This window comes from Exiguobacterium sp. LL15 (assembly GCF_024436095.1).
Lineage (GTDB): Bacteria > Bacillota > Bacilli > Exiguobacteriales > Exiguobacteriaceae > Exiguobacterium_A > Exiguobacterium_A indicum.
In genome coordinates, this window is record NZ_JANFNX010000001.1 from 910,738 (window position 1) to 930,193 (window position 19,456).

A 19,456-nucleotide genomic window follows, 5' to 3' on the forward strand; every position below is an offset into this window, starting at 1 on the left:
TATCTGTAAAGGAATTTCACTTAACATTGCGGAGGTGCTCAAATGACACTTGATAAAACGAACCGGATGAATTATCTGATTGACTTTTATCAGGAGCTTTTGACGCCAAAACAACGGAATTACATGTCACTCTATTACTTAGATGACTTTTCCTTAGGTGAGATCGCCGATGAGTTTGAAGTCAGCCGACAAGCAGTCTACGACAACATAAAACGCACGGAAGCCATGCTCGAGCAGTATGAAGAACGACTATCGCTGTTCAAGAAACACGAACGGCGAAAGCAGTTACTCGATCAGCTGAAGCAATGCGACCTTCCGGGTGAAGCCCTAGTGATCATTGAGACATTGGAGCAATTAGAGTAGGAGGCATTCTTAATGGCATTCGAAGGATTATCGGAACGGCTTCAAGCCAGTCTCGCTAAAATGCGAGGTAAAGGTAAGATTTCTGAAGCAGACGTCAAAGAGATGATGCGCGAAGTTCGCTTAGCGCTACTCGAAGCCGACGTCAACTTCAAGGTCGTCAAACAATTCGTAAATGATGTAAAGGAACGCGCCGTCGGACAGGATGTCATGACGTCTTTGACGCCAGGACAACAAGTCGTCAAAATCGTCCACGATGAATTGACGAATCTGATGGGTGCAGAAGTGTCACCATTGACGCTTGCGAACCGTCCTCCGACCGTCATCATGATGACCGGTCTGCAAGGGGCAGGTAAAACAACGACAACGGGTAAACTTGCCAATCATTTACGTAAAAAACATAATCGTAGTCCTTTGCTTGTTGCGGCGGATATTTATCGTCCGGCAGCAATCAAACAATTAGAGACACTCGGAAAACAATTGGAGTTACCGGTCTTCTCGATGGGAGATCAGGTTAGTCCACAAGAAATCGTTACCGGTGCACTCGATTATGCAAAAGAGCATCATCACGATATCGTGTTGATCGATACGGCAGGTCGCTTACACGTCGATGAGGAACTGATGCAGGAACTCGTTGATGTTAAGGAGATCGCCAAACCGCATGAAATCTTCCTTGTCGTCGATTCGATGACGGGTCAGGATGCCGTCAACGTCGCAGAGAGCTTCAACGAGAAGCTTGGCGTAACGGGAGTCGTTCTGACGAAGCTCGACGGAGATACGCGAGGTGGTGCAGCACTCTCCATCAAGGCAGTCACCGGAGCACCGATTAAGTTCGTCGGTCTTGGAGAGAAGCTCGATGCCATCGAACCATTCTATCCCGAGCGGATGGCGTCTCGGATTCTAGGCATGGGAGACATGCTGACACTGATTGAAAAAGCAGAGTCACAAATGGACGCTACGCGTGCCAAAGAGTTAGAAAGCAAAATGCGCGATGCATCGTTTACATTCGATGATTTCATCGAGCAGTTGCAGCAAGTGAAACAGATGGGTCCACTCGACGAACTGTTGGGAATGATCCCTGGGGCAGGTAAAGGGAAGATGAAGGGGTTGAAAAACGCCCAAATCGATGAGAAGCAACTCGTGTATGTCGAAGCGATCATCCAATCGATGACGAAACGAGAGCGGACTGAACCTGAAATCTTGAATGCGAGCCGTCGGAAGCGGATTGCCCGTGGTAGCGGACGCAGTATCCAAGAAGTCAACCGCCTCATTAAACAGTTCGAAGACATGCGGAAAATGATGAAACAATTTTCCGGACAGATGGGCAAAGGGAAAAAGAAAGGCTTTGGTCTTCCATTCTTTTAAAAGTCTTTTCTCTTTTGCTGTAACGTTGTATACTAATGAAGTTGTCAATTTGACTAAACGAAAAAATCATTTATTATTTGGAGGGACTTACGAATGGCAGTTAAAATTCGTCTTAAGCGCATGGGCGCAAAAAAATCACCTTTCTACCGTGTGGTAGTAGCAGACTCACGTGCACCACGTGATGGTCGTTTCATCGAGCAAATCGGATACTACAATCCAGTTGCTAAACCAGAAGCAGAAGTTAAAATCAACGAAGAGCTAGCTCTTAAATGGCTCTCTGAAGGTGCTAAACCTTCGGACACAGTTCGTAACCTCTTCTCACAAGCTGGTATCATGGAGAAATTCCACAACGCGAAACTCGCGAAGTAAGACGTTAGGAGGTGAGCGAAAGCTTACCTCCTTTTTTTAATTCAAGAAAGGAAGTGAAACGAATGGAATGGTTGGAAATTGCGAAAATCGCCAACACGCACGGTCTAAAAGGGGAATTGAAGTTACTTGCAAGCACGGATTTCCCGGAAGAACGCTTTAAGGTCGGAAAAGAAGTCTTTCTCGGCTCTGAAGGCACGTATACACCGGTAACGATCAGTGGCTACCGGAAGCATAAACAATTCATCATGGTGACGTTCAAAGGCATGCATCATATCAATGACGTCGAGAAGTACAAAGGATTGAAACTCTATGTCCATGCAGAAGACTTACAGGACTTAGACGAGCATGAATTTTACTATCATGAGATCATCGGTTGTACGGTTTATGACGGTGAGACGAAAATCGGAGTCGTATCCGACATTCTCGAAACGGGCGCAAATGACGTCTGGACGATCAAACGTGACGGAAAAAAAGACGTCCTGATTCCGTATATCGAACAAGTCGTCGCTTCCGTCGACGTCGAACAGAAACGCATTCAGATCACGCCGCTTCCGGGACTGATCGAAGAATGAACATCCGTGTATTGACGTTGTTTCCAGAAATGTTTTCAGCGCTTGACCATTCGATTGTCAAGCGAGCGCAAGACGATCAACACGTCATACTTGAAACCATCAATTTTCGAGATTTTTCAACGAATCGACATGGTAAGGTCGATGATTATCCGTATGGTGGAGGAGCGGGCATGCTGTTGACACCTCAACCCGTCTTCGATGCGATGGCAAGTCTACCGGAACGAAAACGACGAATCATCGTCATGACACCGACCGGTAAACGGTTTTCGCAACGAATGGCGGAAGAGTGGGCAAACGAAGAAGAATTGGTCTTCTTATGTGGTCACTATGAGGGGTTTGATCAGCGAATCCATGATCAGTTGGTGACGGATGAGGTCTCGCTCGGAGATTTCGTCTTGACGGGAGGAGAACTCGCTGCGATGACGATGATTGACGCCGTCGTCCGCCTCTTACCGGACGTCCTCGGTGCGTCTGCGAGTCACGAAGATGATTCCTTCTCAACAGGACTTCTCGAATACCCGCACTATACACGTCCGGCAGAATATAAAGGGTACCGAGTACCCGATGTTTTGTTATCAGGCAACCATGCCCGGATTGAAAAGTGGCGACGGGAACAGTCGCTGAAGCGGACATATGAGCGGCGCCCTGATCTTCTCGTGGATGCATCGTTAACGGATGAAGATCAGCGTTATTTAGACTCGATTTCAGGATTGTCAAACGACTGAATCTATGATAAGTTAAAACATGTGGCAAAAGCCACCCATTAACGATGTTCCGCTGTCGGATGCTTGAAGCAAATGAAGATAAGAACATTGGTGAAAAAAGGAGAAATCATTCATGAACACACAACAATTGTTCCGTGAACTTACACAAGAACAAATCAAGTCAGACGTCCCTGCGTTCCGTCCTGGGGATACAGTCCGTGTACACGTTAAAGTCGTCGAGGGTACGCGTGAGCGTATTCAGCTCTTCGAAGGCGTAGTCATCAAACGTCACGGTGGCGGCATCAGTGAAACATTCACAGTCCGTAAAATTTCTTACGGAGTTGGCGTTGAGCGTGCTTTCCCGCTCCACTCACCACGTGTTGCACAAATCGAAGTCGTTCGCTACGGTAAAGTCCGTCGTGCGAAACTTTACTACCTCCGTAACCTTCGTGGTAAAGCGGCGCGTATTAAAGAAATTCGTCGTTAATCATGTGAAAAAGTGGCTTGTCTCCGGACAAGCTTCTTTTTTTTGCTGTTTATGCGTATACTAGTCCTTAGGAAGAAATTGCGTTTATCAAGGGAGTGGAATTCGTGAAGGAGTTATTCAGTTGGGTAAAGGCGCTCGTCGTAGCGCTCGTCATCGCGTTCATCATTCGAACGTTTCTGTTCGTACCCGTCATCGTTGATGGGGAATCGATGATGCCAACCTTACACAATGCGGATCGAATGATCGTCAATAAGATCCCATACTATTTTAATGAACCAGAAAGAGGCGATATCGTCGTCTTCCATGCAACGGAAACACGAGACTACATCAAACGGGTCATCGCTGTTCCGGGAGATACGATGTATTACAAAGATGATACATTGTATGTCAACGATAAGAAAGTCGCCGAACCGTATTTGAAAGAATACAAAGCCCAGATGAGTGGTGTGCCATTGACGGAAGACTTCACGCTTGAAGAGCGAACAGGAGAGACGACTGTTCCAAAAGGAAAAGTATTCGTCATGGGAGATAATCGTCAAAATTCAAAAGATAGTCGTGATATCGGTTTTGTGGATGAAGATCAAATCGTCGGAACGACGAACTTCGTCTTCTATCCATTCAATGATGTACGCTCTGTCGATTAAAACGAACGAAGATGAGACGCTTGCCGTTAAAAGTAAGCAGCTCATCTTCTTTTCTTGTCTGAAGTTGCGTATACTAGGGAGTGGATGTTTTTTCATGTATCGTATGATCAGCAAGAAGTCCAGGAATATATGAACGAGGTGAAGGATATGACGATTCAATGGTTCCCCGGTCACATGGCCAAAGCACGTCGGGAAGTCACAGAAAAACTAAAGTTGATCGATGTGGTGATCGAACTCGTCGATGCCCGTCTTCCGATGTCGAGCCGTAACCCGATGGTCGAACAGATCACGGCAGGTAAGCCGCGACTGATTGTCCTCAACAAGGCGGATATGGCGGATAAACGAGTGACGGAGCAATGGATGCAGGCATTACGAGCAGATGGTGTTGATGTCGTTGCGGTTGACGCGAAGCACAATAAAGGATTGAATCAAATCCATGAGGGTGCTTTACGACTAATGAAAGAAAAACACGCACGGATGCGGGAGAAAGGGCGGAATCCGAGTGCGATCCGTGCCTTGATCATCGGCATTCCGAACGTCGGGAAATCGACGCTCATCAATCGACTTGCTGGCCGAAATATCGCTATCACGGGTGACCGTCCGGGTGTGACGAAACGCCAGCAGTGGATCAAGATGAAGACAGGTGAGATGGAATTACTTGATACACCAGGTATCCTCTGGCCGAAGTTCGACGATCAAGTCGTCGGATATCGGTTAGCAGCGACAGGAGCGATCAAGGATGACATCTTAAACATCGACGATATCGCGCTATTTGCCCTTCGTGAGCTAAAGACACGGTATCCGGAGCAGTTACGTGAGCGCTATCGACTCGACGAAGTATCGGGAGAAGCGGTTGATGTACTTGAAGCAATCGGTAAAAAACGTGGTTTCGTCTCAGGTGGCTATGTCGATTTCGAGCGGACGAGCGAAATGCTCCTGCATGAGCTACGAACGGAAAAGCTCGGTCGGGTGACGCTTGAAACAGTCGAAGAATGGGAAACGCATGCATAACGGACTTGGACATCCTTTGATGTCCAAGTTTTTTTCAAAGGAGCAGGATGTATGAAGATAGCAGAAGTAAAAGAACGATTGCAAAAAGCAACACTAGAAGAATTTATTCAATTGAAGCAGGAACTGGCTTCAGATACGCGAAAAGGGGTGCATACGCTGTTTCGTCAGACAGAACGACGATTTGCACTCGAAGAGCAGCAACGGATCGATTTCAAGAAACGACTCGCATTTGAAGACGAGTATCGTCAGCAAGGATACGTTCGAATTGCAGGAGTGGACGAAGTCGGGCGAGGTCCACTAGCTGGTCCAGTCGTCGCAGCAGCGGTCATCTTACCAGACGGATTCTATCATCCAGGACTAACGGATTCCAAACAGATGAGTAAAGTACAGCGGCAAGCGGCACTGAAGTATTTGCAAGAAGTTGCTGAGATTGCGATCGGCATCATCGAACCGGCTGAAATCGACGAAATTAATATCTATCAAGCATCGAAACGGGCAATGCAAGACGCAGTTCGTCAACTCAAACCAGATGCCTTACTTGTCGATGCGATGACACTCGACGACGATACACCACAACTCTCTCTTATCAAAGGAGATGCGCGGAGTGTCTCCATTGCTGCTGCAAGTGTCGTTGCGAAAGAGACACGAGATGCGATGATGGAACAATACGCGATCGAGTATCCGGGATATGGATTTGAAACACACGCAGGTTACGGAACACCCTTACATTTACAAGCGCTCGATACACTGGGCGTCACACCGATTCACCGGAAAACATTCCGTCCTGTCAAAGAACGTCTTTAGGAGGAATCGAGCATGCAAATCGAACATCGCGCCTTACTTCCATTTAAAATCATCGATCATGCGAACCTACCGTTACGGGAAGGCGCAAACATCGTCGGTAAAGTTTTAAAGCTGTTGCCGGACGGATTAATGGAACTCCAAGTCGGTCAACGCGTCTTAACGGCAGGGACGACAGCTGAACTAAAAGAAGGGAACATGTATCGCTTTCAAGTCGTTTCAGCAGAGGGACAACCGGTTTTAAAAATCATCTCGACCGAGTCTGTTCCGCAAAAGTCGGCTCTCCCCCAGTTACTCGACTCCTTTTTACAACGCCAGACGGTACCGACTGCGGAAACACGGGAACTCCTAAGGCAAATTGGTCAACCGGTGACGGAAGGAGAAGCGAAGCAGTTAAAACACGCCCTTACCGAACTCGTTCAACTGGCAAAGGGTGATGAGACAGGTCGAACGCTTGATCGAAAGACGAGTGATCAGATTTTAGCGCAACAACTCGTTCAAGCAACGAACGAAGCGGGGAAAGGAGTCTATTTATTTCAATTACCTCAATTTGGACCGTTCGAAGATGTGGATCTCATGATGGAAGCACCGTTCGAACGGACGTTTGATCCAAATCATGCCCGTGTCGTCTTATATCTTCAATTACCGACGCTCGGTGAGGTCGCTGTTGATGTCTTGATTGCAGACCGGAATGTTTCGATTTCCGTCTTTCATCCGAATGCGCACGTCAATACGTTCATGCAAGCCTACACACCGCAAATTCAGACTCGTCTTGAGGAACAAGGCTATGCATTGACGCGATTCGATTGGGTCGAACAGACGAAAGAGCGCGTACCGCATGATATCTCAACGCGTAACGGAAGGGTGGATCTTCATATATGAAAAAAGCAATAGCTCTATCATACGAAGAACAGATGCATGCCCCAAAAGTCGTTGCTAAGGGATCGGAACACATCGCAGAACGGATTTTAGAAGAGGCATTAAAACATGATATTCCGATCCGGCAGGACGAAACGTTGATGACGTTACTAGATGCTGTTCAAGTATCAGAACAGATTCCGGAAGAATTATACGGTGTCATTGCCGAGTTATTTGCCTTTTTATATCGTCTCGATCAAGATGAAATTCTGAAAAAATAAAGCTTTCGGTCGATAACGATAGACAGCGCTTCCAATTTTAACTACAATGAAAGAGCCGAAACTAAAGGGGTTAAGGGGGATTTTTTCATGAATGTACATGAGTATCAGGCAAAAGAATTACTTCGTTCGTACGGTGTACCCGTACCAAACGGAATCGCAGCCTTCACCGTCGAAGAGGCGGTCGATGCATCAGAACAATTGTCAGGCCCGATTAAAGTCGTCAAAGCTCAAATTCACGCGGGGGGACGCGGTAAAGCAGGTGGCGTCAAGCTTGCGAAATCGCAAGAAGAAGTGAAAGAATATGCGACGGAGTTACTCGGCAAAACGCTCGTCACGCACCAAACAGGTCCAGAAGGAAAAGTCGTTCAACGTCTTCTCGTCGAAGAAGGGTGTGCGATTGACAAAGAATACTATCTTGGAATCGTACTTGATCGTGTGACAGGACGTGTCGTCATCATGGGATCAAGCGAAGGTGGTATGGACATCGAAGAGGTAGCGGAAGCGACACCAGAAAAAATCATCAAGGAAGTCGTCGATCCTGCAGTTGGTCTTCAAGGATTCCAAGCGCGTAAACTTGCGTTCGCAATGGGTGTTCCTGTGAAGCTCGTCAACAAGTTCGTCGGCATGGTCACGAAACTCTACAACTTCTTCGTCGACAAGGATTGTTCGATCGCAGAAATCAACCCACTCGTTACGACGAAGGATGGCGAAGTCCTCGCACTGGATGCGAAGTTGAACTTCGACTCAAATGCATTGTATCGTCATGCGGACATCGTGGCGTTACGTGATGAAACAGAAGAAGATCCACGCGAAGTCGAAGCATCAAAGAGTGATTTGAACTACATCGCGCTCGATGGAAACATCGGTTGCCTCGTCAATGGTGCTGGTCTTGCCATGGCAACGATGGATATCATCAAACACTTCAGTGGTGATCCTGCGAACTTCCTCGATGTCGGTGGTGGTGCGACGAAGGAAAAAGTAACAGAAGCCTTCAAACTGATCTTATCGGATGAGAACGTCAAAGGGATTTTCGTCAACATCTTCGGTGGAATCATGAAATGTGACGTTATCGCAGAAGGTATCGTTGCGGCGACAAAAGAAGTCGGTCTCGAATTGCCACTCGTCGTTCGTCTTGAAGGTACGAACGTTGATGCAGGGAAACAAATTCTCAAAGATTCAGGTCTAGCGATTACAGCAGCTACATCAATGGCAGACGGCGCAGAAAAAATCGCTGCGCTCGTGAAGTAAGGGGGAGCTAAAGATGAGTATTTGGGTGAACGAATCGACGAAAGTCATTATTCAAGGGATTACTGGTAACCAAGGGATGTTCCATGGTGAACAGATGATCGACTACGGCACAAACCTCGTAGGCGGTGTCACACCAGGAAAAGGCGGTACGGAAGTACTCGGTGGTGTTCCTGTCTTTGATACTGTCGCGCAAGCGGTCGAAAAAACGGGTGCGAACGCATCGATCATCTACGTACCACCAGCATTCGCAGCGGATGCAATCATGGAAGCAGCAGATGCGAACATCGCGTTGATCATCTGTATCACGGAAGGTATTCCAGTTCTTGATATGGTCAAAGTAAAACGTTACCTCGAAGGCAAACCAGTTCGTCTCATCGGACCGAACTGCCCGGGCGTCATCACTCCAGGTGTCGCGAAACTTGGTATCATGCCAGGATACATCCATACACCAGGTCATGTCGGTATCGTCTCACGTTCTGGGACTTTGACATATGAAGCTGTCCATCAATTGACGACTGCTGGTATCGGTCAATCGACAGCTGTTGGTATCGGGGGTGACCCGGTCAATGGAACGGACTTCATCGATACGCTCAAAGCATTCAATGAAGATCCAGAAACAAAAGCCGTCATCATGTTAGGGGAAATCGGTGGAACAGCTGAAGAAGAAGCGGCTGAGTGGGTCAAAGCGAACATGACGAAACCAGTCATTGGTTTCATCGGTGGTCAAACAGCTCCTGCCGGCAAACGGATGGGTCACGCAGGTGCGATCATCTCTGGCGGTAAAGGAACAGCTGCTGAAAAAATCAAGACACTCCGTGCAAACGGAATTGAAGTGGCAGAAACACCAGCTGTCATTGGTGAGACGTTAATCCGTGTCATCAAAGAAGCAGGGATCTATGACGAGTGCGTGACGAACAGCACAGTCAAATAAATCAAAAAAAGAAGCTGTCCTGATCAAATCAGGACGGCTTTCTTCTATTATATAAATAAGAAGCTTAAATAAGGAGCGCTGATCTCATGAAACGTGAACTGTATGTCCGCTTCGCCATGTGTCAGGTACCGTACACGATCGTCCGATTGATTGAGCAATTCGGAATCGTTCCCAGTCATGAATTACCCGTTTCGACGCGTCTTCGAAAACGGTATGAACAAGCATTACAGCTTGATTGGATCGAAGAGTCGATTCTAGTCAAAGGAGATCCACTGTTTCCGACTGTGTTACTGACGATCCCTCAACCGGTCTATGCCCTCTTTTACCGCGGTGATCCGTCCCGCTTAACACTTCCACGCGTCAGTATCATCGGTAGTCGAACCCCCTCACCGCACCATCTTTCCCGTATGCGTTTCTTGCAACCCTTCTTTCATCCAGATCTCGCCACCGTTTCCGGAGGTGCCTATGGTATCGATGCCCTCGTCCATCGTCTATCCTTAAAACATCAGCAGACAACGATTGCGGTTCTTGCTGGCGGACTTGATCGTCTATATCCTACTTCCCATGCTTCTCTTTTTGAACGCATCCTCTCGAACGGTCTTCTTCTCTCTGAATATCCACCCGGAACTCCTATTCAAAATTTTCAATTTCTAGAACGGAATCGGATCATTGCTGGATTATCTTCATCATTGATCATCGTCGAAGCGGCGAAACGAAGCGGTACGATGAATACTGCCAGTCATGCGCTTGACCAAGGAAAAGATGTCTATTGTTTGCCGGGTTGTCCCACGGAATCGTTCTTTACCGGAACGAATCAATTGATCGCAGAAGGAGCGATTCCACTCCTTGATCCGGAAGAAGTTTCAAAAAGTATTCGGCTGAACGTTGACAAATGGGAATCGAGACTACTATGATAAGTGAGATTAAAATACGAGTACGCCTCTAATAGGGAGCGATTGCAATGGCAAAATATCTAGTAATCGTCGAGTCACCCGCTAAGGCAAAAACCATTAAACGTTATCTCGGATCCAACTATACCGTGAAAGCGTCGATGGGGCACGTCATTGACTTGCCGAAAAGCCAAATGGGAGTCGACGTCGAACATGACTATGAACCGAAATATATCACGATCCGTGGTAAAGGTCCGGTCTTAAAAGAACTCAAGACAGCTGCGAAAAAAGCACAAAAAATCTATCTCGCAGCCGACCCCGACCGTGAAGGGGAAGCGATCGCATGGCATTTAGCTAAAGCATTAGGCGTTGATGAATCAACGGAGTGCCGCGTCGTCTTCAATGAAATCACGAAAGATGCCATCAAGGATTCGTTCAAGCGACCACGCAAGCTCAACTATGATCTTGTCGATGCGCAGCAAGCCCGTCGTATCTTGGACCGCCTTGTTGGTTACAGCATGAGTCCGTTATTATGGAAAAAGATTAAAAAAGGGTTATCTGCGGGACGCGTTCAATCCGTTGCCGTCAAGATGATCATCGATCGTGAACAAGAAATCAATGCGTTCATGCCTGAAGAATACTGGACGATCAAACTCGAACTCGATGCAAACGGTGAAAAGCTCGAAGCGAACTTCTACGGAGTCGATGGCAAGAAGCGTGAACTTCATTCGCAAGAAGAAGTCGATCAAATCTTGAATCAACTCTCAGAAGACTTTACAGTTGATTCCGTCACGAAAAAAGAGCGGAAACGGAATCCGGCGTTACCGTTTACGACGAGTTCTTTGCAACAGGAAGCAGCACGTAAGCTGAACTTCCGAGCGAAGAAGACGATGATGATCGCACAACAGCTATACGAAGGAATCGAAATTGGAAAAGAAGGTACAGTCGGTTTGATCACGTATATGCGTACCGATTCGACACGGACGTCAGATTCGGCGAACCTCGAAGCACACGGGTTCATTGAGCAGGCGTACGGAAAAGAATACATCGCAAGCGAGAAACGTAAAGAAAAGAAATCAGCGAACTCACAAGACGCACACGAAGCGGTTCGTCCAACTTCGACGATGCGCGAGCCGCAACTCGTCAAATCGTATTTATCGCGTGATCAGTTCCGCTTATATAAACTAATTTGGGAACGGTTCGTCGCAAGCCAGATGGCGCCAGCGATTCTCGATACTGTCAAAATCGATCTCGTCTCGAACGACGTCACGTTCCGTGCGAACGGGTCGACCGTTAAATTCCCGGGCTTCATGAAGGTCTACATCGAAGATACGGACGATGAGGCGGTTTCAGACGTCAAGGAAGGACTACTTCCTCCACTCGATGAAGGGGAAGAGTTGAAACAATCAGCAATCGAACCGAAACAACACTTCACACAACCACCACCACGTTATACGGAAGCACGTCTTGTCCGGGCGATGGAAGAGCTCGGTATCGGTCGTCCGTCGACGTATGCGCCGACGCTCGATACGATTCAAAAGCGGGGTTACGTGACGCTTGAAGAGAAGAAATTCTTACCAACGGAACTCGGTGAACTCGTCATCGATATGATCAGCGACTATTTCCAAGAGTTCATCACTGTCCAGTTCACGGCAGACATGGAAGCTTTACTCGATGCGATCGAAAAAGGTGACATGCAGTGGACGGAAGTCGTCGATCCAATCTATAAGTCCTTTGCAAAGCGTCTGACACGAGCAGAAGCAGAAATCGAGAAGATTGAAATCAAAGATGAACCGGCTGGAGAAGATTGTGAAGTCTGTGGTCACCCGATGGTCATCAAGATGGGACGTTATGGCAAGTTCATGGCGTGCTCGAACTTCCCAGAGTGTCGTAATACGAAACCGATCCAAGTCGAGATCGGTGTGAAGTGTCCGACATGTGGAACGGGCGACATCGTCGAACGTCGTAGTAAAAAAGGACGTTTGTTCTACGGTTGTTCGAACTATCCGGAGTGTGAGTTCGTCTCATGGGATAAACCGGTCGAAGAACCATGTCCGGTATGTAGTAGTATGATGGTACAAAAGAAAATCAAGAACGGTGTGAAAGTAGAATGTACATCTTGTGGACATCATGAAACACGCATCGATCAGGAGCAAGAGGAGGAATGACCGTTGAAACGTGTAACGGTAATCGGCGCGGGACTTGCAGGTTCTGAAGCAGCATGGCAACTTGCAAAACGCGGCGTACAAGTAGATTTATATGAAATGCGGCCTGTCAAACAGACACCCGCGCACCATACAGACCAATTCGCTGAACTCGTCTGTTCGAACTCACTTCGAGCGAACCAGTTAACGAACGCAGTTGGTGTCTTAAAGGAAGAGATGCGTCAGCTCGATTCCTTGATCATGAAAGCAGCAGACTTAGCGAGCGTTCCAGCAGGTGGAGCACTTGCTGTCGATCGGCACGACTTCGCAGGATATGTGACGGAAACGTTGAAAAACCACCCGAACGTTACCGTCCATCATGAAGAAATCGAAGCGATTCCAGATGGTCCGACGATCGTCGCGACGGGTCCGTTGACGAGTGCGGCATTATCGGAATCACTTAAACAATTCACAGGTGAAGATTACCTATACTTCTTCGATGCAGCGGCACCGATTCTCGATGGAGACACGATCGATCGTGAGAAGGTTTACCTGAAATCACGATATGATAAAGGCGAAGCTGCCTACTTGAATTGTCCAATGACGGAAGAAGAATTCCAGCTCTTCTATGATGAGCTGATCAATGCGGAAGTCGTTCCATTGAAGGAATTTGAAAAAGAGATTTACTTCGAGGGCTGTATGCCATTTGAAGTTCTCGCTTCACGCGGACCGAAAACACTCTTGTTTGGACCGATGAAGCCAGTTGGACTTGAAGATCCGAAGACAGGCAAACGACCATATGCTGTCGTTCAATTGCGTCAGGATAACTCAGCTGGAACATTGTTCAACCTTGTCGGCTTCCAGACACATTTGAAATGGGGCGAACAAAAGCGGATCATTCGCTTGATTCCTGGTCTTGAGAATGCAGAAATCGTCCGTTATGGTGTCATGCACCGTAACACGTTCGTCAACTCACCGAATTTATTGAAACCAACGTATCAGACACGTACACGTGACGACTTGTTCTTTGCTGGTCAAATGACAGGTGTCGAAGGGTACGTCGAGTCAGCAGCGTCCGGTTTGACGGCAGGAATCAATGCGGCACGTCTCGTCAATGAGGCGGAACCGGTTACGTTCCCGCAGGAAACGATGATGGGTGCGATGTCGCACTATATCACGACGACGGAAGGGAAGAACTTCCAGCCAATGAATGCCAACTTCGGATTGGTACCAGCACTCGTCGGTCATCCGGTTCGGATGAAAAAACCTGAGAAGTATGCGCTCTACGCAGAGCGAGCACTTGAAGCAATCAAAGATTTCACGGATATGTGATTTTTGATGGGGAGAAAGGCGTGATTTAGCGCTCTTTCTCCCCATTTCTTAATTTGTCATAAAAGCGTGATAATTTCGTTAATTTTTCGGTTTTTGGTCTATTGTCAGACTACTTGGTCTGTGCTATGCTAAGGGCGATTCGAGAATGAAATGGTCAGAAGGGGGCGCATTCATGGGGATAGACACTGCTTTTGAGCGACTGCTAGAAGATTTCATGCGGTATGTTCATATTGAACGTCAATTATCTCCGAATACAGGTCGCTCTTATGATCAAACACTTCGACAATACGCCGCTTTTTGCCGCGATCATCAGTTACGATCGATTGAATTGGCAAGTGCACGGCGTTATTTGTATGCTCTTTACGATCAGGAGCTGGCGCGGGCGACGATTGCACAAAAAGTTTCCTGCCTCAAACAATTTGGTCGTTTTTTGACACGTGACACCGATGAGCCTAATCCCTTCGATGGATTAAAAGCACCAAAACGACAACAAGGACTTCCGACATTCCTCGTCCCAACGGAATATGAACGTTTCCTCGATGCCTTTCGATCGAGTGATACGCTTGGCAACCGGAATGTGGCGTTAGTAGAACTTTTATATGCGACGGGTATGCGGGTCAGCGAGGTCGTTCAACTGGATCTTCGTGATCTCGCGACTGATCACTCCTACGTCCATGTGTATGGAAAAGGTGGGAAGGAACGCATCGCACCAATCGGAACCTTTGCTAAAGATGCATTAGAACTGTACTTACCATCACGAGATCCAGTCGCAGGTCATGAGCAAGCGTTGTTCTTGTCTCATTCAGGGCGTCGATTGACGACGGATGCGATTCGGAAAATCATGAAAAAAGGGGAACAACTCGTTGGGAAACATGTGACACCACATGCGCTTCGTCATAGTTTCGCGACAGATTTACTGGAAAGAGGCGCCGATTTGCGAGCGGTCCAGGAGTTACTTGGACACGCATCGCTGTCGACGACCGGTCAGTATACACACGTAACGACGGAACGATTACGACATGTTTATCAACAAGCACATCCTCGTGCCTAAGGGAGGAAACATTGATGTTTCATGCAACGACGATTTTTGCGATTCAACATAACGGACAATCCGCGATGAGCGGAGACGGACAGGTGACTTTCGGAAACCAAGTCATCATGAAGAAAAGTGCGAAAAAAGTACGGCGCCTCTATGGTGGCAAAGTCATTGCCGGATTTGCTGGAAGTGTCGCGGACGCGTTCACACTCTTTGAAAAATTCGAAGCGAAGCTTGAAATGTATAACGGGAACTTACAACGGGCAGCAGTTGAGCTGGCGAAGGAATGGCGAGGCGATAAGATGTTGCGTCAACTTGAAGCACTCTTACTTGTCATGGATGGAACACATCTCTTACTTGTATCCGGAAACGGGGAAGTCATCGAACCGGATGACGGCATTCTCGCAATCGGTTCAGGTGGTAATTATGCGCTTGCAGCAGGTCGCGCGTTAGCTCGACATGCAAGTCATCTCACAGCAGAGGAGATCGCCCGCGCAGCGCTTGAGACGGCTGGTGAACTCTGTGTCTTTACGAACGATCAAATCATCCTAGAAACGATCGGAGGCAATGACCATGCATGAATTGACGCCAAGACAAATCGTCGAGAAGTTAAATGAACATGTCATCGGACAAGCGGATGCTAAACGTGCGGTGGCGATTGCTTTACGTAATCGGTACCGTCGACAATTACTCGATGCATCGATGCGGGATGAAGTCACACCGAAGAATATCCTGATGATCGGACCGACCGGAGTCGGAAAGACTGAAATTGCGCGACGCCTCGCGAAACTCGTCCGTGCGCCGTTCGTCAAGATTGAAGCGACGAAGTTCACGGAAGTAGGGTACGTCGGTCGTGATGTGGAGTCAATGGTGCGGGATCTCGTGGAAGCGTCTCTACGTCTTGTCAAAGATGAGAAAAAAGAAGCGCTCAAAGATCGAGCGGAAGCAGTGGCGAACGAACGAATCGTCGATGCGTTATCTGGTAAAAAAGCGTCATCTGGTCTCGGTGGTGGAACGAATCCGTTTGAGATGTTGTTTGGAGGGAACCAGAAGCAACAAGAGCCGGATACATCGGAAGCGACAGCCGACCGTTCGTTACTTCGTCAGCAATTACTGACAGGGCAACTTGAGGATCGCATGATTGAGGTCGATGTTGAAGAACGCCAAGTGGATTTATTCTCTGGGCAACAAGGCATGGAGGGACTCGCGAATCTTCAGGATATGCTCGGACAAGTCATGCCGAAGAAAACGAAGAAGCGTCAGCTCACAGTCAAGGAAGCACGACCAATCCTGACGGCGGAAGAAGCGGAGCGGTTGCTCGACTTGAACGAAGTCCATGACGAAGCGGTTCGTCGCGCAGAACAGATGGGGATCATCTTCGTCGATGAGATCGATAAGATCGCGACAAAAGGACATGATTCAGCTGGTGTTTCACGAGAGGGTGTTCAACGAGACATCTTACCGATCGTTGAAGGATCGACGATCGTTACGAAATATGGTCCAGTCAAGACGGATCACATCTTGTTCATCGCTGCGGGTGCATTCCATATGGCGAAACCATCTGATCTGATTCCTGAACTCCAAGGTCGTTTCCCAATTCGTGTCGAACTCGATAGTTTGACAGAAGATGACTTTGTTAAGATTTTAACTGAACCGAATCAAGCATTACTCAAACAATATAAAGCATTATTAGGGGCAGAGCACGTTCATGTCACCTTTACAGAAGAAGCCATTCGTGAAATCGCGCGGATTGCTGCACAGGTAAACGATGAGACGGATAATATTGGAGCACGACGCTTGTATACGATCATGGAGCGCGTCCTTGAAGAATTATCCTTCGAAGCAGCAGACATGCCGGAGACGGATGTGACGATCACGCCACAATACGTGACGGAACGAGTTGGAAAAGTAGCAGATGATCGAGACTTAAGTCAGTTCATCTTATAAAGTGGAGGAAGAAAAAATGAATTTATTGGCGAAAACGCGGAAGCTGAATACGATGTTACAACAAGAAGCGAGCACACATGTTGATTTCAAGGTCATGGCTGATCGACTCAGCGAAGTCATGGAATCGAACACATTCATCGTAAGTCGGCGCGGTAAGTTACTAGGTATCGCAATCAAGCAACAAATCGAAAATGACCGAGTCCGTGGTTTCTTAGAAGAACGTCAATTCCCGGAAGATTACACGAAAAAATTATTTAACGTCACGGAAACGACAGCAAACATTGCCATCGATAGTGAACATACGGCATTCCCAGTCGACAACCGTGATACGTTCGAAACGTCGAAAACGACGATCGTACCGATCATCGGTGGTGGCGAACGCCTTGGTACACTGGTTCTCGGTCGTATGGTGGAAGACTTCAACGAAGAAGACCTCGTGCTTGCAGAGTATGGTGCGACAGTCGTCGGGATGGAAATCCTTCGTGAGAAGGCACATGAGGCGGAAGATAAAGCACGGAAGAAAGCGGTCGTTCAGATGGCGATCAATTCGTTGTCTTATTCAGAACTTGAAGCGATTGAACATATCTTCGAAGAGCTGGAAGGAAATGAAGGACTACTCGTCGCTTCCAAGATTGCCGATCGCGTCGGTATCACGCGTTCTGTCATTGTCAACGCACTGCGTAAACTCGAAAGTGCAGGCGTCATCGAGTCGCGTTCACTTGGAATGAAAGGAACTTACATTAAAATTTTGAACGACAATTTCCTTTATGAGTTAGAGCGTATTAAATCGAACTAAAAAAATAATGAGATACAGCGTATTTTTCGTTAATCGTTTTTAACGTCTGTATTAGATAAGCGATTCTTCTTCAATGTGAGAAGAATCGCTTTTTTTGTTAAAGACGATTTCTTACAAACATCCATCAGGTGATAGAAGAAGCAATGCAGATCCACTCTTCTTTAAATGGTTATCGTAGAGTATCAATGAAAAATACCAAGAAAAGGGGTGGATAAAAAAGTTAAAAGAGAAGGAACTATTTTTATATTTATTCAAAGAAATTACAATTTGGTGTTTTTTTCATTCTGTATTAGATGTATAATCAATTCTGTTGCTCATGAATGAAATATTTTAAATCTTAGTTTAGACATTTTCTGTAAATCATAAATTAGTCCATTTTTATTAATTAAACTTTTTTCTATTCGTAGATGCATAGGTAATATTTATCATTTTTGAACAAAATGGTAATTAAAGGTGAAAAATGAACATCTCATTACCCTTTTTTTAAAATTTATCCTTTTCAAACATTGACCTATTTGTTTCAATTATTTCAGATATGTTACTAATGACTTACTAGTTTTAATATTCTTCAATTCCAAACTATTCATAGATGGAGGGCGGATAAATGGATTGGTTAGGTTCCGATTATTCTTTACTCACTAAAGCAGTCAATCGTACTGTAGATTCTCAAAAAGTAATATCTAAAAATATTGCGAATGTTGATACACCTGGATACAAAGCACAACGTTTAGTGTTTTCGGATGTACTAGACTCTCAAATGAAAATGAGTCTAAAGCGTCATGCTCAAATTGATGCGCAAGGTTCGATCGTTGAGCAATCGACTTCTATGCGTAACGATGGAAATGGTGTCGATATTGATTTTGAGATGTCTGAATTATCACGCAATCAAATCGAGTATGAGGCATTAGTAGAACAGCTGAATCGGAAATTTTCAGGAATCCAATCAGTAATTAGAGGAGGCAGATAAAAGTGAGTATGTTCGGTGGATTTCATACTTCTGCATCAGGGTTAACTGCACAACGTCTCCGGCTTGATACGGTTTCAGCAAATATTGCAAATGCTCAAACGACACGGGGAGAACTTGTAGATGGTCAATGGCAACCCTACGCTCGTAAATTAGCAGTACTTAAGGAAACGGCTAACGGTGTAACGGTTAGCGAACTTCGAAAAGATGAAGAGCCTTTTAAATTAGAATACAACCCAAGTCATCCGGATGCAGACGAGCTTGGATACGTCAAAATGCCGAATGTCGACATTTTAAAAGAAATGGTCGATATGATGGGCGCGACACGATCTTATGAAGCAAACGTGACAGCTCTTAACGCGACGAAAGCAATGCTTGTTAAAGCGATGGAGATCGGTAAGTAAGAATGAAGGGATGATGAATGACCATGGCAATTCAAGCAATTCAGGGATTACAACCCATTCTTCAAAATCAAATGACTCCTAAAACAACACCAAGTGACTTTAGCGAAGTGTTAAGTCAAGCAATGAATGGATTAAATGCGACACAAAGCGCTTCATCTCAAGCACGAGTAGATTTGGCGACGGGAAAGTCAACAGATCTACATAATATTATGATTAAAACAGAAGAAGCATCTCTCTCTATGCAACTCGCCATTGAGGTCCGTAATAAGGGCATCGAAGCATACCAAGAAATGATGCGTATGCAACTGTGAA

23 protein-coding genes are annotated in these 19,456 nt (G+C 46.6%); all 23 read left to right on the forward strand.

Annotated features, from left to right (window positions below; translation table 11 throughout):
- The first annotated feature begins 42 nt into the window (after positions 1-42).
- Complete coding sequence (locus NOM72_RS04445) at positions 43-363, forward strand: putative DNA-binding protein (RefSeq protein WP_023468743.1); 321 nt, start codon at positions 43-45, stop codon at positions 361-363.
- 12 nt (positions 364-375) lie between these two features.
- A complete protein-coding gene (ffh, locus tag NOM72_RS04450) occupies positions 376-1,725 on the forward strand; it encodes a signal recognition particle protein (protein ID WP_023468742.1) in 1,350 nt (449 codons plus the stop codon).
- 93 nt (positions 1,726-1,818) lie between these two features.
- Positions 1,819-2,094 carry a 30S ribosomal protein S16 gene (gene rpsP / locus NOM72_RS04455; protein ID WP_023468741.1) on the forward strand — a complete coding sequence of 92 codons (276 nt, stop codon included), beginning with the start codon at positions 1,819-1,821 and terminating at the stop codon, positions 2,092-2,094.
- 62 nt (positions 2,095-2,156) lie between these two features.
- The gene (gene rimM / locus NOM72_RS04460) at positions 2,157-2,666 is read left to right on the forward strand and encodes a ribosome maturation factor RimM (protein WP_023468740.1); all 510 of its coding nucleotides are present in this window, start codon (positions 2,157-2,159) and stop codon (positions 2,664-2,666) included.
- Complete coding sequence (trmD, locus tag NOM72_RS04465; RefSeq protein ID WP_023468739.1) at positions 2,663-3,391, forward strand: tRNA (guanosine(37)-N1)-methyltransferase TrmD; 729 nt, start codon at positions 2,663-2,665, stop codon at positions 3,389-3,391. The genes rimM and trmD overlap by 4 nt, the downstream gene beginning before the upstream one ends.
- A 112-nt stretch (positions 3,392-3,503) precedes the next feature.
- Positions 3,504-3,857, forward strand: a complete 354-nt coding sequence (gene rplS, locus NOM72_RS04470; protein WP_023468738.1) for a 50S ribosomal protein L19 — start codon at positions 3,504-3,506, stop codon at positions 3,855-3,857.
- A 104-nt stretch (positions 3,858-3,961) separates the two neighbouring features.
- On the forward strand, positions 3,962-4,501 hold the full coding sequence (gene lepB / locus NOM72_RS04475; RefSeq protein ID WP_023468737.1) for a signal peptidase I: 540 nt from the start codon (positions 3,962-3,964) through the stop codon (positions 4,499-4,501).
- 147 nt (positions 4,502-4,648) lie between these two features.
- Positions 4,649-5,512, forward strand: a complete 864-nt coding sequence (gene ylqF, locus NOM72_RS04480; protein WP_035396901.1) for a ribosome biogenesis GTPase YlqF — start codon at positions 4,649-4,651, stop codon at positions 5,510-5,512.
- A 51-nt stretch (positions 5,513-5,563) separates the two neighbouring features.
- Positions 5,564-6,316 (forward strand): ribonuclease HII, encoded by a 753-nt coding sequence (locus NOM72_RS04485; RefSeq protein ID WP_255997927.1) that lies wholly within the window; start codon positions 5,564-5,566, stop codon positions 6,314-6,316.
- A gap of 12 nt (positions 6,317-6,328) precedes the next feature.
- Positions 6,329-7,195: a flagellar hook-length control protein FliK gene (locus NOM72_RS04490; protein WP_023468734.1), complete on the forward strand. Its 867-nt coding sequence runs from the start codon at positions 6,329-6,331 to the stop codon at positions 7,193-7,195.
- Entirely contained in the window at positions 7,192-7,452 is a 261-nt protein-coding gene (locus NOM72_RS04495) for an EscU/YscU/HrcU family type III secretion system export apparatus switch protein (protein ID WP_023468733.1), read from the forward strand. Before NOM72_RS04490 ends, NOM72_RS04495 begins: the two co-directional genes overlap by 4 nt.
- Before the next feature lie 87 nt (positions 7,453-7,539).
- Positions 7,540-8,700, forward strand: coding sequence for an ADP-forming succinate--CoA ligase subunit beta (gene sucC / locus NOM72_RS04500; protein ID WP_023468732.1), 1,161 nt, complete (start codon positions 7,540-7,542; stop codon positions 8,698-8,700).
- A 13-nt stretch (positions 8,701-8,713) separates the two neighbouring features.
- Positions 8,714-9,631 (forward strand): succinate--CoA ligase subunit alpha, encoded by a 918-nt coding sequence (sucD, locus tag NOM72_RS04505; RefSeq protein WP_023468731.1) that lies wholly within the window; start codon positions 8,714-8,716, stop codon positions 9,629-9,631.
- A gap of 86 nt (positions 9,632-9,717) precedes the next feature.
- Positions 9,718-10,545, forward strand: coding sequence for a DNA-processing protein DprA (gene dprA, locus NOM72_RS04510; protein ID WP_255997929.1), 828 nt, complete (start codon positions 9,718-9,720; stop codon positions 10,543-10,545).
- A gap of 47 nt (positions 10,546-10,592) precedes the next feature.
- Positions 10,593-12,689 carry a type I DNA topoisomerase gene (gene topA / locus NOM72_RS04515; protein ID WP_029342082.1) on the forward strand — a complete coding sequence of 699 codons (2,097 nt, stop codon included), beginning with the start codon at positions 10,593-10,595 and terminating at the stop codon, positions 12,687-12,689.
- Between the two features lie 3 nt (positions 12,690-12,692).
- Complete coding sequence (trmFO, locus tag NOM72_RS04520) at positions 12,693-13,997, forward strand: FADH(2)-oxidizing methylenetetrahydrofolate--tRNA-(uracil(54)-C(5))-methyltransferase TrmFO (protein WP_023468729.1); 1,305 nt, start codon at positions 12,693-12,695, stop codon at positions 13,995-13,997.
- 145 nt (positions 13,998-14,142) lie between these two features.
- Positions 14,143-15,048: a tyrosine recombinase XerC gene (locus NOM72_RS04525; protein ID WP_231496840.1), complete on the forward strand. Its 906-nt coding sequence runs from the start codon at positions 14,143-14,145 to the stop codon at positions 15,046-15,048.
- A gap of 14 nt (positions 15,049-15,062) precedes the next feature.
- On the forward strand, positions 15,063-15,614 hold the full coding sequence (gene hslV / locus NOM72_RS04530; protein ID WP_023468727.1) for an ATP-dependent protease subunit HslV: 552 nt from the start codon (positions 15,063-15,065) through the stop codon (positions 15,612-15,614).
- Entirely contained in the window at positions 15,607-16,980 is a 1,374-nt protein-coding gene (gene hslU, locus NOM72_RS04535) for an ATP-dependent protease ATPase subunit HslU (RefSeq protein WP_023468726.1), read from the forward strand. The genes hslV and hslU overlap by 8 nt, the downstream gene beginning before the upstream one ends.
- Before the next feature lie 16 nt (positions 16,981-16,996).
- Positions 16,997-17,776 carry a GTP-sensing pleiotropic transcriptional regulator CodY gene (gene codY / locus NOM72_RS04540; RefSeq protein WP_023468725.1) on the forward strand — a complete coding sequence of 260 codons (780 nt, stop codon included), beginning with the start codon at positions 16,997-16,999 and terminating at the stop codon, positions 17,774-17,776.
- Between the two features lie 604 nt (positions 17,777-18,380).
- A complete protein-coding gene (gene flgB, locus NOM72_RS04545) occupies positions 18,381-18,743 on the forward strand; it encodes a flagellar basal body rod protein FlgB (protein WP_023468724.1) in 363 nt (120 codons plus the stop codon).
- 2 nt (positions 18,744-18,745) lie between these two features.
- Complete coding sequence (flgC, locus tag NOM72_RS04550; RefSeq protein WP_023468723.1) at positions 18,746-19,144, forward strand: flagellar basal body rod protein FlgC; 399 nt, start codon at positions 18,746-18,748, stop codon at positions 19,142-19,144.
- A 23-nt stretch (positions 19,145-19,167) separates the two neighbouring features.
- Positions 19,168-19,455, forward strand: a complete 288-nt coding sequence (gene fliE, locus NOM72_RS04555; RefSeq protein WP_035396905.1) for a flagellar hook-basal body complex protein FliE — start codon at positions 19,168-19,170, stop codon at positions 19,453-19,455.
- Position 19,456 lies beyond the last annotated feature (1 nt).